The following is a 13641-nucleotide window of genomic DNA, read 5'->3' on the forward strand; positions in this document are numbered from 1 at the left end:
ATCCTTTGCGCGCACGTGATCTCAGCCGCGTTCACGCTGACGCGGTACGGCTCTACTTGCGGCAACGGGCGCGCTTGGCAAGCCGAAGGCGCCGCACGCGTCCGTTGCCGGTCCAAACGGCAAGCTAGCGGGCGGCCGCCTTGACCGCCGCCGGCAAGACGATCGCGCCCTGCGCCAGGCTCTTCGGCCAGACCGCGACCTGCTTGCCGTCCTGCCACTGCGCCATCAGTCCGGTGACGAAGCCGGGACCGTATTTGATCGAGTGCGTGAACGGGTCGTCCTTGCCGTAGAACTGCGTCCGCCCCACGGTGCCGACCCAGTCGGTCTTCTCCAGGGCCTCGACGAGCTTGTCGGCCTCGGTCGAGCCGGCGCGCTTCACCGCATCCGCCGCGTAGTAGACCTGATCGTAGGCCATGTAGCCTGCGTAGGACGGATCGCTGCCGAAGCGCTTCTTGAACGCGTCGCTGAAGGCGAGCGACTTGTCGGTGATCGCCGCGCCCGGCACCGCGATGCTCTGGAAGATCACGCCCTGCGTGGCGCCGTTGGTGTTCGCCCAGAAGGTCGAGGAGGTCGCCTGCGAGTTCATCCCCGTCATGGCGAGGGGAACCTGCTGGTTCTGCCACTGCACGGTCGGCTGCACGCCGACATGCGAGATGCCGGTGACGATCAGGTCGGGCTTGGCCGCCTCGATCTTGTTGTAGATCGGCGTGAAGTCCCCCGTGTCCGGCGAGAAGCGGATATGGTCGACGACCTTCACACCGATCTCGGGCAGGCACTTCTCGTAACCGACATCGAGGGGACGGGTCCAAGCCGCGTCCTCGCTCATGATCGCGGCCGTCTTCACCTTCATCAGATCGATCAGCATGTCCTTCGTGGAATCGCAGATCGACTGCGCCAGGGCCGCCGAGGTGAGGTAGCCGTGGAAGGTGTACTTGTTGCGCGCGTAGTCCTTGTGGACGGCGAGGCTGATCTCGTTGGAGGCGGCACCGGGCGTGATCATCGGCGTCTTGAGCCGCGCCGCCCAGGGCATCAGTGCCAGCACCACCTCGGAGATGTAGCTGGCGATGACGACGTTGACCTTGTCCTCGGAGACCGCCCGCTGGAAGGCCCGGACCGCGTCGGAGGCGGACGACTTGTCGTCGTAACTGACGATCTGGATCTGGCGCCCGTCGATCCCGCCGTTGGCGTTGATCTCGTCGGCGGCGAGCTGGACGGCCTGCGGGATCGAGGCCCCGACGACCGACTGCGCCTCGGCGATGACCCCGATCCGGATCGGGTCGGCGGCGCGTGCCTGCGTCGACCCCAGCACTCCGGCCACTGCGAGCAGGGCCAGGACACGACTCGAAACGCTGCGTTCCATCGGCATGGGCTTCCTCCTGCGGTCCGTGCGGCTTTTGGCGCCGCATCGGATCCGAGGCAGGATTGTGCTCTATTCAGGCGCGTGAATACAATGTGCAGATACGGAAAGCGGTGACAGATGATCCGTCTGCCGCGCGCACATCTGAAATCGCGATCCGACCGCGACGACGGCTGAGTTTGGATCCTACCGGGTGCCGTACATCCGGTCGCCGGCATCGCCGAGGCCGGGGACGATATAGCCATGGTCGTTCAGATGGCTGTCGATCGCCGCGGTCCAGACCGGCACGTCGGGATGGGCGGCCTGGAACTTGGCGAGGCCCTCCGGAGCCGCCAGCAGGCAGACGAAGCGCAGATCGGAGGCACCACGCGCCTTGAGCCGGTCGAGGGCCGCGATGGCCGAATTGGCCGTCGCCAACATCGGATCGAGGACCAATACGGTCCTGTCGGCGAGATCGGACGGCGCCTTGAAGTAGTATTCGACCGCCTCCAGCGTCTCGGGATCCCGGTACAGCCCGATATGGGCGACGCGGGCCGACGGAACCAGCGACAGCATACCATCGAGGAAGCCGACCCCGGCCCGCAGGATCGGCGCCAGGACCAGCTTCTTGCCCTGGATCTGCCGCCCCTCCATCGGCTGAAGCGGCGTCTCGATCGTCACCGGTTCCAGCGGCAGGTCGCGCGTCACCTCGTAGGCGAGGAGCATGCCGATTTCGTTCAGGATCTGACGGAAGCCCTTGGTCGAGCGGTTCTTGTCACGAAGATGCGTCAGCTTGTGTTGCACAAGCGGGTGATCGACCACGGTGACCCGACCCGTCGGCATTCGCCCCCCCTCCATCAGTAAGGGAGGATCAATGCCGGAGCCCGCGCCGAGGCGCAACTCGACGCTGCGGCCCGGCGACGGCCCATGTGTCGAGGGCGCTCGGAGGCACTGCGGAGCGCGCGGCGCAAAGACAAGTTCGGCGCGGGCGACCGGTCGCCGCGGCGATCGGAACATTCAGGCGAGCCGCGGAATGCCTATCCAACGAGTGCCGGGTTGAAAGCCGCGGATCATGGGGCTTAAAAATCGCGGCCGCCGGCCCTCATAACAGATCTTTTATCATGGCCATTCATTTTTATATCAATACGCCAGCGGATTGTAATCCAATACATAATAGTAAAATCGCTACATTTACAATACATGCGACGATAGTAAAATAATATCTTGTGCCATATTGCAGAGTTTTGTTTTAGCTTGCACGCCATAGCCGTGACTTGCTCAGATTCATTAAAGCTCTAAATCGGATCACGAGCATCCTTGCTTCTGATGCGACCCTTCGATCCTCCGATCCGATCGGCCCCGTTTATGCGTCTGACCACGTCAATCACAGCAATGCTTGGAATCCTCTTCGGAGGGCTCGCACTGATATCGGCGGCTCAGGGTGGCCTGTCCCTGCATCAGCTCAGCGACATCGGTGATGCGGCGGCGACCCTTGCTAAAAACTGGATCCCCTCGCTGGAGAAAGTGGGCGCCATCGAGATGGCGGCATCCGAGGTGCGCATCAAGCAATACCGCCTCATCATGCTGTCGGACACGCCTCAGCATCGGATGAGCAACGCGGCCAACCTCGCGGAGACGCACGCCCAGTTGTGGCGAGCGCGTCGCGCCTACGAGCCCCTGATCAGCACGGCTGAGGAACGGAAGCTCTACGATGCCTTCGCGGCCTCATGGAGCCGATTCAAGCAAGCGGATCACGAGGCGCTTCGCCTGCTCGAATCGGGCCAGGAACGGGAGGCCCGCGCCCTCCTGGTGAACCCCGACGTCGTCGGAATGTACGATACCGCCCGTGCGGCCCTCGCGCGTCTGGTGGCCCATGATGAGGAGGCCGCGGCCCGGAACGCCGATACCGCGATAGCCAGGGTCAACACTGCGTCGGTGGCCGCATATGTAGGAATCGCCCTTGCCCTCGTGTCGGCTCTGGGCGCGGCGATCTTCGGCTTGCGTCATGTTTCGCGCCCGATCGCCGCGATGACGGGTGCGATGACCAAATTGGCCGAGGGCGACGCTCGCGCGGACATCCCGTTCAAGCACCGGCGCGACGAGATCGGCGCCATGGCGGCGGCGGTCCAGGTGTTCAAGGACAATCTGCTCCGCACCCATCAGCTCGAGGCCGAAGCGGAGGCGGCGCGACGGCATGCGGAGACCCAGCGCAGGCTCGGGATGCGCCAGCTCGCCGATCGCTTCGCGGAGACCGTCGGCGGAATCATCGCGGAGGTCTCGGCCTCGGCCATCGGGCTGCAGACCACGGCCCGGTCCATGACGGCCACTGCGGCGGTGACCGCCGAGCAATCCACGACGGTCGCTGCCGCGGCCGAGCAGGCGGCGAGCAACGTCAGCACCGTCGCGGCGGCCGCCGAGGAACTCGGCACCTCCGTGCAGGAGATCGGCCGGCAGGTCGATGGCTCGGCCAACTTGGCGCGGGGTGCCGTGGACGAGGCGGATCAGACCGGTGCGCTTGTCCAGAAGTTGAGCGAGGCCGTGTCGCGGATCGGCGACATCGTCGGTTTGATCTCGACCATCGCCGGCCAGACCAACCTTCTGGCGTTGAACGCCACGATCGAGGCGGCCCGAGCGGGTGTCGCCGGACGCGGCTTTGCTGTCGTCGCCACGGAGGTCAAGGCGCTGGCCGAGCAGACCGCCCGCGCCACGGAGGAGATTTCAAGTCAGATCACGCGGGTGCAGGCTTCGACGGGGGAGGCCGTATCGGCCATCGGCGCCATCACGGCGCGGATCCGCGAGATCAACGGGGTCGCGACCTCGATCGCCGCCGCCGTGGAGCAGCAGGGCGCCGCCACCCACGAGATCGTTCGCAACGTCGGCCAAGCCGCGGCCGGCACGAGCGAGGTGACCAGCAACATCGTCAGCGTCGCCGATGCAGCCGAAAAGACCGGCGCGGCGGCCGGTCAGGTTCTGGTCGAAGCGTCTCGGCTCTCGGAGCGATCCGAGCACCTGAACGCCGAAGTGGCACGGTTCCTGGAAACCGTCCGCGCGGCCTGAACCGTCGGATAGGCGTCACGCCGGCGCTTGAACCACCGGGACGGCGCGTCCGGGCCCCTGAGCCCGGACGCCCACAGATGCAGGATCAGACGGAGCGATCCCCGCCCTCGGCCCGGCGCTTGGCCATGAAGGCATCGAACTGCTCACGATCCCGGGCGCGCTTCAGCTCCTCCACGAACTCCGAGAAGGCGCGGCTCTCTTCCTCGAGGGCACGCCGCTGCGCCTCAAGACGGTCGAGCTCGGTGCGACGGTACGCGTCGAAGGCGGCATTGCCGCTGCTGTCGCGTCGGTTGGCGGCCTCGAACGCCCGGGCGAAGCGCGAGGCGGGGCGTCCCCCCTCGAACTCGGAAGCCGCGCGCCGCGCCGCGTCGCGCATTTCCGCGAAGGCCGGATAACCCGCAAGCTTCCAGGCCACCAGCGCGAGGCCGACCGGCCACCAGTAGATGAAACCGACGACGATTGCGCCAATCTCCAGCGACCGGCGCGGGAACGGGCCAGTCCGGCAGAGCTTGCCGGTCGCCCAGGGTGAAGAGGTTTGAGAGGTCACGGCTGTGCTCCGCTGTTCATGTGAACGCGGTTAACATGCGGGTCCCGGAGGTGCCTTTCAAGGTCGTCCGAGACCGCCCTCGCGCTCGGTCTGTCGGGAGGCTCCGTGGACGAGCGCCAGGACCCCGGCCCGCAGCAATTCGTACTTGTCCGGAAATCCCGGTCCGCGCGGCAGATGTCCGGCGGCCGACAGGGTCGCGAGGCCGTGGGCCAAGGCCCAAACCTCCAGGGCGATGAAGCGGGGTGCCACGCCCCCGAATCCGTCCGAGAACGTCGCCTGCAGCGCCTCGACCAAGAGATCGAACGGGCTCGGCCGCGACGCCACCGCATCGCTGGCCGCCGTGTCGAGGTCGGCGCCGCCGGTGGGGAAGCCGCGCGTCTCGAAGATCGCCGCATAGTAGGCCGGCTCTTCTTCGGCGAAGGCGAGGTAGGTCTCACCCATCCGCGTGAACCGCTCCAACGGCGTCCCGCGCGACGTCAGGGCCCGCGCCAGACGGGCGGCGAGTTCCGCGAAACCGCGCCCGGCCAGCTCCTCCAGAAGCGCCTCCCGGCCCCGGAAATGGCGGTACAGCGCGGCCGGGGTGACGCCGACGAGGCGCGCGGCTTCCACCAGGGTGAAGCCGCCGATTCCGCGCTCGGCGATGAACCGGCGCGCGGCCTCCAGGAGGGCCTCCTTCAGATTGCCGTGATGGTAGCTGCGCCGGTCGTCCGGCCCGTCCCGCCAGGGTCGCAAGATCTCATCATCCTTCGCGCGCCTGTTGCACCTCACAGGACCCCAGCGCCGCTGTCGAGTCCAAGGCCGCCAGAGACTGTGTCTCCAGGCCCGCCCTTCGGTATGACGGCCGAACGCGACGGTTGTTTCGGGCCGCCCCGCACCACGCTTGACCACCTCCCGAGCATGCAACACTATTACATCGGAAAATCCAGAGGGATCGACGATCCCCCCAGACGGCGGCGAATGCCGGGGCTTCCAGTGCAGGACGAAGAGCATCGCGCATGGCCTTTGTGAGCCTCAAGGCGTGGCGCGCCCGCTCGGCGGAGCGTGCCGAGATCGCGTCGCGCCTGAAGCAGGACCTGCGGTTGGCCCTGCGCCTCGGGGAGGACGATACCCTGGCGGTGAACGAGATCGCCTGCACCGATCCAGGCTGTCCCGACATGGAGACCATCGTGCTGGTGATGCGCGCCGGCGCGCCCACGCGGGCGTTGCGGATCCGGCGCCCCATCGACGCGGTGGATGCCGACGACATCGCGGCGTTGGCCGAGGAAGACCGGTCGTCCGGAGCGCCGTCGACCGGCGTCTCGACAATGTGATCGTGCGCGGGCGCTTTCGATCTTCGGGCCGCCCAGGATCTCGCGACGCGCCCGGGCTCGCGGCGTAGCATTCCTCAAACACCGCAATCCGGTCCATCAGCAGGCCGGGAGGAAAGCACGCCATGAAGAACCGCCGTCACGTCCTCGCGCTGGCCGGCCTCGCCCTCACCTGCCCCATCCTGCTCGGAATTCCGGCCCCGGCCAGGGCGGCCGAGACGCTCCCGTTCACGGATGCGGCCTTCGAGGCTGCGCAGAAAGCCGGAAAGCCGGTCCTGGTCGCGGTCAGCGCCCCCTGGTGCCCGATCTGCCGCACGCAGAAGCCGATCCTCGCGAAGCTCGCGGCCGAGCCGCGCTTCAAGGACCTCCAGATCTTCGACATCGACTTCGACAGCCAGAAGGATCTGCTGAGGCGCCTGAACGTCCGGATGCAGAGCACGCTGATCGCCTACAAGGGAGCGACCGAGGTCGGACGCTCGGTCGGCGAGACTCAGCCGGAATGGATCGAGGGCCTCGTGGAGAAGACCCTGTGATCGGCCGCGTCCTGCGAGGCCGGCCTGTCCGGTCCCGTTCAGGGAAGCTCCGACATAAGCCCGATGCGGGCCCGCGCGACGGGTCCGGCGGAGAACTTCACCGGTGTCGAGCGCCCTCCTGTCAGACGATCCGTGTCCCGATGCGATCGTGGCCGTACCCGTGCGAAACGAGGAGGAGCGGATCGCCGCCTGCCTGAAGGCGATCGACGCCCAGGAGCGTCTGGAACCCGGTCGCCTCGGGCTGGTGCTGTTCCTGAACAACTGCACGGACGGTACGGAGGCCCTCGTGTCGGCCCTGGTGCCGACGCTGTCGATCCCGGTCCGGGTGCTGAGCGAGAACTTTTCCGGCGCGCATGCCGGCTGGGCCCGGCGCAGGGCCATGGATGCCGCCGCCGCCTGGCTGGGTGATGCGGGGAATGCGGGGATCATCCTGTCCACCGACGCCGACAGCCGGGTCCCGCCCAATTGGGTCGCCCGCAATCGCGCGGCGATCCGGGCGGGGGCCGACGCGGTGGCCGGCCGGGTCGAGCTCGATGCCGCGGAGGCGGCGCTGCTGCCGCCCTCGCTCCCTGCCCGCGGGCGCCTGGAGGATCTCTACGACGCCCTCATCACCGAAGCCGAGGCGCGGATCGACCCCGACCCGCACGATCCCTGGCCGTGTCATCGGACAGCGATCGGGGCGACCCTGGCGGTGACCCGAAGCGCCTACCTTGCGGTCGGCGGCATGCCCGAGATCCCCCTCGGGGAGGACGGTGCCTTCATCGCGCGCCTGCTCGAACACGGCTTGCGGGTCCGTCACGCCACCGATGTGTGCGTGACCATCTCGGCGCGACTCGCCGGGCGGGCTCCGGGCGGTGTCGCCGACACCATCCGCTCCCGTTGCGAGGAGCCCGACGCGCTCTGCGACGCCCGGATGGAAACCTTCCCGCGCGCCGTGCGGCGCTACGCCTGGCGCCGGCGGTTCCGTCGGATGCACGATCGCGGGCTGCTCGCCCGGAACGAGGCCTGGGCGCGGGCCATCGGGATCGCCCCGGTGGAGGCGCGGCGGATCGCTGCCCTCCCCCTTGGCCAGGCCATCGCCGAGGCTGAGCGGCTCAGCCCGGATCTGGCCTATCGTCCCATCGGTCCGCGGCAGCTGCCCGGCCAGATCCGGATCGCGCGGCTCGGCGTCGCCGCACTCCGCCTCGGTTTCGGCCTCCTGGGCTTCGCGCGGCGGATCGCGGGTTCAGCGGCCTCCGGCCGGCCGGTCGCGGATCCGCGGGGCAGCCGGATCTGATATCCTCAGAAACGGCCTTCCAAGACGTCCCGTGGGGCCATGCCGAACCGGCGGCGGAAGGCGCGGCTGAAGGCGGCCGCATCGGTGAAGCCGCAATTGGCCATCACGGATCCGATCCGGGTTCCGCTCGTACGCGACCGCAGCCGCCGGTAGGCGCGGTCGAGACGCGCGTCGCGGATCTTTGCCGCCACGCCCTCGTCGCCCGTGAAGGCCGCGTAGAGCCGGCTGCGCGAGACCCTCAGGGCGGCCGGAAGCGATTCGGGCCCGAAGGCGGGATCGTGCAGCCGGCGCTCGATATGGGCGAGGGCCAGAGACCGGACGGCATCGCCGGAGAGATCGTTGTCCCCCTGGTCGCCCTGACCGTCGGCGAGCGCGCGCAGAAGATGCAACACGCCCTCCAGCGCAATGCCGGCCTCCGCCTCCGTCATGCCGCCGACCGTCTCCGAGAACGACCGGAGATAGGTCGCGAACAGGCCGCTGAGCGGCGTGGCCCGGAGCTTGCGCCCGACAAAGGCCGGCACGTTGCCCACTTGCGCCAGGAAGGCGGCACGGGGCACCTGTAGGCGAATCTCCTCGTAGGCGTCGCGGCTGCCGATCGCGAACGGTTGATCCATGGCATGGACCGTGATGTCGCCGGCGCTCAGCAGGGCGCCGCTGTTACCCTGCTCGACGAAGCCGCCCCCCTGAACGAGAAACGCGATCGCGATGTCGTCGCGCCCGTCCTGGCGCACATGGTGCGCCGTGCGCTCGACCCCGATCGGACCGCTGAGGGTGTGCAGGACCACGCCGTGCGTGGAGACCGCGAGCCTGCGGCCCGCCGTGAACGGCACATCGGGCGCGAGCATCGTCGCGTCCACCCGGGCCAACGCTGTGCTGCGCCAGTAATCGAAGGCGCGCTTCTGCTCGACCGTGTCGGTCGTCTGGATGACGATGGGAACCGTCTCGCGGACACTCAAAGCGGGTCTGCCCCGGGCGCCAACAACAGCCTGCGCGCCTTCGCGCGTTGGAACCTCAACGAAGCAAATTGCAGATCTGAGGTCGCGGCGCAACCTTAAATAGATGACGCCGATAAGCCGAATGGTCTCGCCGCGGAGCGACGCCGGGAGCGATCAACGCTCGGACGCTGCCACCCGCGCGTCCGGCCGGGCGCCCGACGCATCGGCGAAACGCACCAGGATCGCGCGGCCATCGGACGGGGGTGCCGACAGGCTCGCACGGAATCGGGCGGTCTCGGTTGCGGCGAGGACTGCCCGGGGCGGCGCAACCGAGAAGGTGCGGATCGTCCGGCCACCGGCGTCGCGAATTTCAACGCTCAGCGGCGCGACCGCAGCGTCCTTACGGGCAACGCCGACGAGGTCGCCTTCCACCACCAGTTCCGCAGGATGGCCGTCCTCGGCAGGGTTGGTGAAGGCCACCACGTCGCGGATCTCGATGCCTCGGATGTTCACGGGCAGGCCGACGCGTGCGAACAAGGAGGCGGTCTGCGGCGCGGCTTTGACCACGCTCGTCCGGGCGAGGCAGGCGAGCGGCAGTGCCGCGAGGAGCACCAGACCGAAGGCCAGGGACGGCGACAGGCCTGGAATCGCGCGACGGCCCTTCCCGGCGGATTTCGAACGCCGGGCCTTTCGCGGGACGGTGGGAGCTGGGACGTCGGCCGCCGTTCGAACCGAGGCCGTCGCCTCCTCCCACGCGGCGTCGGCGAGCGGATCGGCCTCGGCACGCGCGGCGAGTTCCGCCTCATGGCCGGCGAGAACATCGGCCGGCGTGATGAACCACGTCTCGCGACAGGCGGCACAGCGGACCGAACGGCCCTCCATGCCGACCTTGCTGGCATCGATGCGATATTCGCTCGCGCAGCTCGGGCAGGCGATCAGCATACGCCGCAATCTCGCATCGATCGGCCGCAGCCGGGGCGGAAATTAAAAGTGCTTGAGGAAGTGTCGCTGAACAGGGTTAAGCGGCGGTGAAACTCAGGAGGCCTTGAAAACGCCCGCCCGTCCGGCGATTCCCGAGGCATGGACAGACGAGACACGGCACGGCCTTGAACCTACAGGCGAGCATGAAAAGCCTGCTGCCCGGCGCTGAGCGGCCGGTGGTGCAGTTCGAGAATGTCGGCATGCGCTACGGGCTCGGGCCGGAAGTGCTGTCCGACGTGAGCTTCCGCATCGCGCCGCGCTCCTTCCAGTTTCTCACCGGTCCCTCCGGAGCCGGGAAGACGACGCTGCTGCGCCTCATTCTGCTGTCGGTGCGTCCGACCCGCGGCCTCGTCTCGATCTTCGGCGAGGAGGTCAGCGGGATCTCAGCCAAGGCGTTGACCGGACTCCGGCGGCGCATGGGCGTGGTGTTCCAGGATTTCCGGCTCCTCGACCACCTCACCACCTACGAGAACGTGGCCCTGCCCCTGCGCGTCCAGGGCCGGGCCGAGGCCAGCTATCGGGCCGAGGTGGTGGAGCTGCTGCGCTGGGTCGGCCTCGGCGAGCGCATGCACGCCCTTCCCCCGCTGCTCTCGGGCGGCGAGAAGCAGCGCGCCGCGATCGCTCGGGCGCTGATCGCGCGGCCCGACCTGCTGCTCGCCGACGAGCCCACCGGCAACGTCGATCCGGGCCTCGGGCGACGGCTGCTTCGACTCTTCCTCGAACTGAACAAGCTCGGGACCTCGGTCATCATCGCCACCCACGATTTCGGCATCATGGACGCCGTCGACGCCCGCCGGATGGTCCTGGGCGAAGGCCGGCTGCGGATCGAGGAATGAGCACGCAGGCGATCCCGCGGACGAAGCCCGGCGGATCGGCCGTGCCGCCCGACCCGTCGATGCCGGCCAACCTGCGTCGCAACGCGCCGCTGGTCCCCACCGACACCGCGGCCGGCCGCTCGTTGGCGGCCGTCATCGCGATCCTGACCTTCCTGGCGGGGCTCTGCGCTGGGGCCGCCGAGATGGTCGCGACGAATGCCGCCCAATGGCAGGGCGATGTGGCCCGGGAGGTCACCATCCAGGTCCGGCCGGGTCCCGGCCGCGACGTCGATGCCGACGTGTCCCGCGCCGACGGCATCGCCAAGGCCGAACCGGGGATCGCGGAGACGCGGGTCTTCAGCAAGGCCGAGGCCGAGCGCCTCCTCGAGCCGTGGCTCGGGACCGGGCTCGACCTCTCGGACCTCCCGGTCCCGCGGCTCATCGCCCTCAAGCTCGCGAGCGGCCAGGTTGCGGATCTGAAGCGCCTGCGAACTCGGCTCGTCGAGGCTCTGCCGGGTGTGGCCAGCCTGGATGACCACGCCCTCTGGCTGCAGCGGCTCTCGACCGCCGCCAACGCCTTCGTGGGGATCGGGATCGGACTCGTGCTGCTCGTTCTGATCGCCACCGGGCTCGCCGTGACCTTCGCGACCCGCGGCGCCATGGCGAGCAACCGCGAGGTCGTGGAGGTTCTCCACTTCGTCGGTGCCGACGACGACTACATCGCCCGGGCATTTCAGCGGCGCTTCTTCGGCCTGGGCCTGCGGGGTGGCGCGATCGGGGCCGGACTGGCTCTCGTCGCCTTCGTCATCGCCGGACTTCTGGCCAGGGCCGCCCGGTCTGGACCGGCCGGCCAGGAGGTCGAGGCTCTGTTCGGCGCATTCCATATCGGCGTGCGCGGCTATGCCAGCGTGCTCCTGATCGGCGTGATCGCGTCTCTGGTCACCGGCATCGTCTCGCGCGTGACCGTCCGGCGGTTCTTGGCGTGAGGGCGTGCGACGTCGCGTTCAGGTGGAAATAGGGAGTCTCGATAGCACGTTTACCATCTGGAAACTTTATCATCGCGGTGTTGATACGGCTGACGGCGCCGGCCTCCGGGTTGCCGCAATCGGCTCCGATCTTCCGGAGGATGACCACGCGTATGCTGCGCGCATCGGATCCGCTCATGACCGACCCCGTCGGCTGGGCTTGGCACGTGTGGGATCACCCGCCCCGCGCCGTCGTGCGCCCGCGCCGCCGGCGGCGGATCGCGCTGTGGACCTGCAGCCTCGGCACGGGTTTGGGCGCGCTGGCGCTGTTTGCCGGATTCTTGATCTTCGTCGGCGCGCTGGCGCGACACGAGCGTGCGCCGTCTGATCGGGCCGACGGAATCGTGGCGCTGACCGGCGGCGCGCAGCGGATCGGCGATGCGATCGACCTGCTGGCCGGAGGCTACGGCCGGCGGCTTCTCATCACCGGCGTCAACGAGCGGACCAGCCGCGACGAGATCGCCCGCCTGAACCCGACCCAGCGCGCGCTGATCGCCTGCTGTGTCGATCTCGACTACCGGGCGCGCAACACGATCGGGAACGCGATCGAAACCCGGCGCTGGATGCGGGCGCACCGCTTCAGCACCGTCGCGGTCGTCACCTCGAATTATCACATGCCGCGGACGCTGATCGAACTCGATCATGCTCTGCAGGACAGCGACCGGGTCCTGCCGCATCCCGTCGTGACGGAGGCATTCGACGCCGACCGCTGGTGGCACGACCCGCCTGCCGCGCGCCTTCTGGCCTCCGAATATATGAAATTCCTGGTCAGCTGGGTCCGTACGCGCTTCGAGGCGGACCCCGAGCGCTCGCGCGCCGCGATCCTTATCGGGCGGGGCAAGCCGGTGAAGATGGTGGCCGAGCCGCTGATGATGCGCGGCGTGGACTGACCTCGCCCCCGGATGCGCCGTCCCGTCGGAGCCGACAGTTCGGCCCCAGGCCATCGTGGATCACCGCGCGTGACCGTCTGCCGGATCACGGGCGCTCGGCAGCGGTCTAAGGGCCCTTGCAGCGTGCCTTGATGGCCGCCGAGAATTCCCGGTCCGATCCCTGAACCTGGGCGAGGCGCTCGCTGCGCTCGGTGCCCGAAAGGCAGCGCCCGTACACGCTCGCCACGCGGCGCATCGTCTCCACGTGACGGCGCCAGATGCGGCAGTTCTTGGCGTCGTCACCGTCGGCCTGCTCGAGCTGGTCGAGGGCTTGGCGCTGCATCGATTGCGCCACGAGGACATCGCGGGCGCAGGTCGTCTCCCCCTGCGCCGCGGCGGCGGTCGAGGCGATGGCCGCGAAGGCCAGAGCGGCGGTGGTCCGAAAGATCGGCATCATCAGGCCGCCTGCGGTGCCGTCGAGCGCGTCAGAAGGGCGTAGAGGGCACCGGCATCCCGAGCGGCGCGGATATGCGTGAGCATGCCCGGCTCGCGAAGAATGCGGGCAACCTGCGCGAGCGCCTTCAGGTGATCGGCCCCTGCCCCTTCGGGCGCGAGGAGCAGAAAAGCGATATCCACCGGCTGGCCGTCGAGGGCGTCGAAATCCACCGGGCGGTCGAATCGGGCGAACAGCCCGAAGAGCCGATCGAGTCCGGGCAGCTTGCCGTGGGGAATCGCCACCCCATCACCGATGCCGGTCGATCCGAGCCGCTCGCGCTGGAGAAGGGTGTCGAAGACGGGCCGCTCGCCGAGCGCCGGCAGGCGCCGCGCCGCGTGCGCGGCGAGATCCTGCAGAACCTGCTTCTTGGCGCGGGCGCGCAGGGCCGGCACGACCGACTCGGGGTCGAGAAATTCCAGAACTGGCATCGAACGACCGTTGCCCCGTCACCCGTTCGCGAGGAA

15 protein-coding genes are annotated in these 13641 nt (G+C 68.6%); 7 read left to right on the forward strand and 8 right to left on the reverse strand.

Going from position 1 to position 13641, the window contains the following annotated elements; translation table 11 throughout:
- Positions 1 to 124: 124 nt before the first annotated feature.
- Together MCBMB27_RS11565 and upp are read right to left on the reverse strand one after the other, a co-directional pair.
- Entirely contained in the window at positions 125 to 1366 is a 1242-nt protein-coding gene (locus MCBMB27_RS11565) for an ABC transporter substrate-binding protein (protein WP_075380468.1), read from the reverse strand.
- Positions 1367 to 1543: 177 nt separating this feature from the next.
- Positions 1544 to 2179, reverse strand: a complete 636-nt coding sequence (upp, locus tag MCBMB27_RS11570) for a uracil phosphoribosyltransferase (protein WP_043351319.1) — start codon at positions 2177 to 2179, stop codon at positions 1544 to 1546.
- Positions 2180 to 2701: 522 nt separating this feature from the next.
- Between upp and MCBMB27_RS11575 the strand changes: the two genes are divergently transcribed.
- Positions 2702 to 4393 carry a methyl-accepting chemotaxis protein gene (locus MCBMB27_RS11575; protein WP_075380469.1) on the forward strand — a complete coding sequence of 564 codons (1692 nt, stop codon included), beginning with the start codon at positions 2702 to 2704 and terminating at the stop codon, positions 4391 to 4393.
- Between the two features lie 85 nt (positions 4394 to 4478).
- On the opposite strand, the gene MCBMB27_RS11580 is transcribed toward MCBMB27_RS11575, so the two are convergent.
- Together MCBMB27_RS11580 and MCBMB27_RS11585 are read right to left on the reverse strand one after the other, a co-directional pair.
- Positions 4479 to 4940 (reverse strand): DUF2852 domain-containing protein, encoded by a 462-nt coding sequence (locus MCBMB27_RS11580; protein ID WP_043351315.1) that lies wholly within the window; start codon positions 4938 to 4940, stop codon positions 4479 to 4481.
- Positions 4941 to 4997: 57 nt separating this feature from the next.
- Positions 4998 to 5672 carry a TetR/AcrR family transcriptional regulator gene (locus MCBMB27_RS11585; RefSeq protein ID WP_043380129.1) on the reverse strand — a complete coding sequence of 225 codons (675 nt, stop codon included), beginning with the start codon at positions 5670 to 5672 and terminating at the stop codon, positions 4998 to 5000.
- 263 nt (positions 5673 to 5935) lie between these two features.
- Between MCBMB27_RS11585 and MCBMB27_RS11590 the strand changes: the two genes are divergently transcribed.
- From MCBMB27_RS11590 to MCBMB27_RS11600, 3 genes are all read left to right on the forward strand, one after another.
- Positions 5936 to 6250, forward strand: coding sequence for a hypothetical protein (locus tag MCBMB27_RS11590; protein WP_043351311.1), 315 nt, complete (start codon positions 5936 to 5938; stop codon positions 6248 to 6250).
- Between the two features lie 122 nt (positions 6251 to 6372).
- Positions 6373 to 6780: a thioredoxin family protein gene (locus tag MCBMB27_RS11595; protein WP_075380470.1), complete on the forward strand. Its 408-nt coding sequence runs from the start codon at positions 6373 to 6375 to the stop codon at positions 6778 to 6780.
- Positions 6781 to 6883: 103 nt separating this feature from the next.
- The gene (locus MCBMB27_RS11600; RefSeq protein WP_083683479.1) at positions 6884 to 8056 is read left to right on the forward strand and encodes a glycosyltransferase family 2 protein; all 1173 of its coding nucleotides are present in this window, start codon (positions 6884 to 6886) and stop codon (positions 8054 to 8056) included.
- Between the two features lie 5 nt (positions 8057 to 8061).
- Here MCBMB27_RS11600 and MCBMB27_RS11605 read toward each other — a convergent pair whose 3' ends face one another.
- Both MCBMB27_RS11605 and MCBMB27_RS11610 read right to left on the reverse strand, forming a co-directional pair.
- Positions 8062 to 9012 (reverse strand): helix-turn-helix domain-containing protein, encoded by a 951-nt coding sequence (locus MCBMB27_RS11605; protein ID WP_043758189.1) that lies wholly within the window; start codon positions 9010 to 9012, stop codon positions 8062 to 8064.
- 153 nt (positions 9013 to 9165) lie between these two features.
- A complete protein-coding gene (locus tag MCBMB27_RS11610) occupies positions 9166 to 9933 on the reverse strand; it encodes a zinc-ribbon domain-containing protein (protein ID WP_075380471.1) in 768 nt (255 codons plus the stop codon).
- A gap of 182 nt (positions 9934 to 10115) precedes the next feature.
- On the opposite strand from MCBMB27_RS11610, the gene ftsE reads away from it, so the two are divergent.
- The 3 genes from ftsE (at position 10116) to MCBMB27_RS11625 (ending at position 12702) form a co-directional block, all read left to right on the forward strand.
- On the forward strand, positions 10116 to 10808 hold the full coding sequence (gene ftsE, locus MCBMB27_RS11615; RefSeq protein ID WP_043380143.1) for a cell division ATP-binding protein FtsE: 693 nt from the start codon (positions 10116 to 10118) through the stop codon (positions 10806 to 10808).
- Positions 10805 to 11773, forward strand: a complete 969-nt coding sequence (locus tag MCBMB27_RS11620) for a cell division protein FtsX (protein WP_043351301.1) — start codon at positions 10805 to 10807, stop codon at positions 11771 to 11773. Before ftsE ends, MCBMB27_RS11620 begins: the two co-directional genes overlap by 4 nt.
- 152 nt (positions 11774 to 11925) lie before the next feature.
- Positions 11926 to 12702, forward strand: a complete 777-nt coding sequence (locus MCBMB27_RS11625) for a YdcF family protein (RefSeq protein WP_043380146.1) — start codon at positions 11926 to 11928, stop codon at positions 12700 to 12702.
- A gap of 106 nt (positions 12703 to 12808) precedes the next feature.
- Here MCBMB27_RS11625 and MCBMB27_RS11630 read toward each other — a convergent pair whose 3' ends face one another.
- On the reverse strand, positions 12809 to 13135 hold the full coding sequence (locus tag MCBMB27_RS11630) for a hypothetical protein (RefSeq protein ID WP_043351297.1): 327 nt from the start codon (positions 13133 to 13135) through the stop codon (positions 12809 to 12811).
- Positions 13136 to 13137: 2 nt separating this feature from the next.
- Positions 13138 to 13605, reverse strand: coding sequence for a PTS IIA-like nitrogen regulatory protein PtsN (ptsN, locus tag MCBMB27_RS11635; RefSeq protein ID WP_053609909.1), 468 nt, complete (start codon positions 13603 to 13605; stop codon positions 13138 to 13140).
- Positions 13606 to 13641: the final 36 nt, after the last annotated feature.

Origin of the sequence: Methylobacterium phyllosphaerae (assembly GCF_001936175.1) — a bacterium.
Taxonomy (GTDB): Bacteria; Pseudomonadota; Alphaproteobacteria; order Rhizobiales; family Beijerinckiaceae; genus Methylobacterium; species Methylobacterium fujisawaense.

Bases quoted from the DNA above. Each gene is read 5' to 3' on its own strand.
- MCBMB27_RS11625 (WP_043380146.1), top strand. From the start codon at position 11,926: ATGCTGCGCGCATCGGATCCGCTCATGACCGACCCCGTCGGCTGGGCT.
- MCBMB27_RS11565 (WP_075380468.1), bottom strand. From the start codon at position 1,366: ATGCCGATGGAACGCAGCGTTTCGAGTCGTGTCCTGGCCCTGCTCGCA.
- MCBMB27_RS11620 (WP_043351301.1), top strand. From the start codon at position 10,805: ATGAGCACGCAGGCGATCCCGCGGACGAAGCCCGGCGGATCGGCCGTG.
- ftsE (WP_043380143.1), top strand. From the start codon at position 10,116: ATGAAAAGCCTGCTGCCCGGCGCTGAGCGGCCGGTGGTGCAGTTCGAG.
- upp (WP_043351319.1), bottom strand. From the start codon at position 2,179: ATGCCGACGGGTCGGGTCACCGTGGTCGATCACCCGCTTGTGCAACAC.
- MCBMB27_RS11630 (WP_043351297.1), bottom strand. From the start codon at position 13,135: ATGCCGATCTTTCGGACCACCGCCGCTCTGGCCTTCGCGGCCATCGCC.
- MCBMB27_RS11595 (WP_075380470.1), top strand. From the start codon at position 6,373: ATGAAGAACCGCCGTCACGTCCTCGCGCTGGCCGGCCTCGCCCTCACC.
- MCBMB27_RS11575 (WP_075380469.1), top strand. From the start codon at position 2,702: ATGCGTCTGACCACGTCAATCACAGCAATGCTTGGAATCCTCTTCGGA.
- MCBMB27_RS11590 (WP_043351311.1), top strand. From the start codon at position 5,936: ATGGCCTTTGTGAGCCTCAAGGCGTGGCGCGCCCGCTCGGCGGAGCGT.
- ptsN (WP_053609909.1), bottom strand. From the start codon at position 13,605: ATGCCAGTTCTGGAATTTCTCGACCCCGAGTCGGTCGTGCCGGCCCTG.
- MCBMB27_RS11610 (WP_075380471.1), bottom strand. From the start codon at position 9,933: ATGCTGATCGCCTGCCCGAGCTGCGCGAGCGAATATCGCATCGATGCC.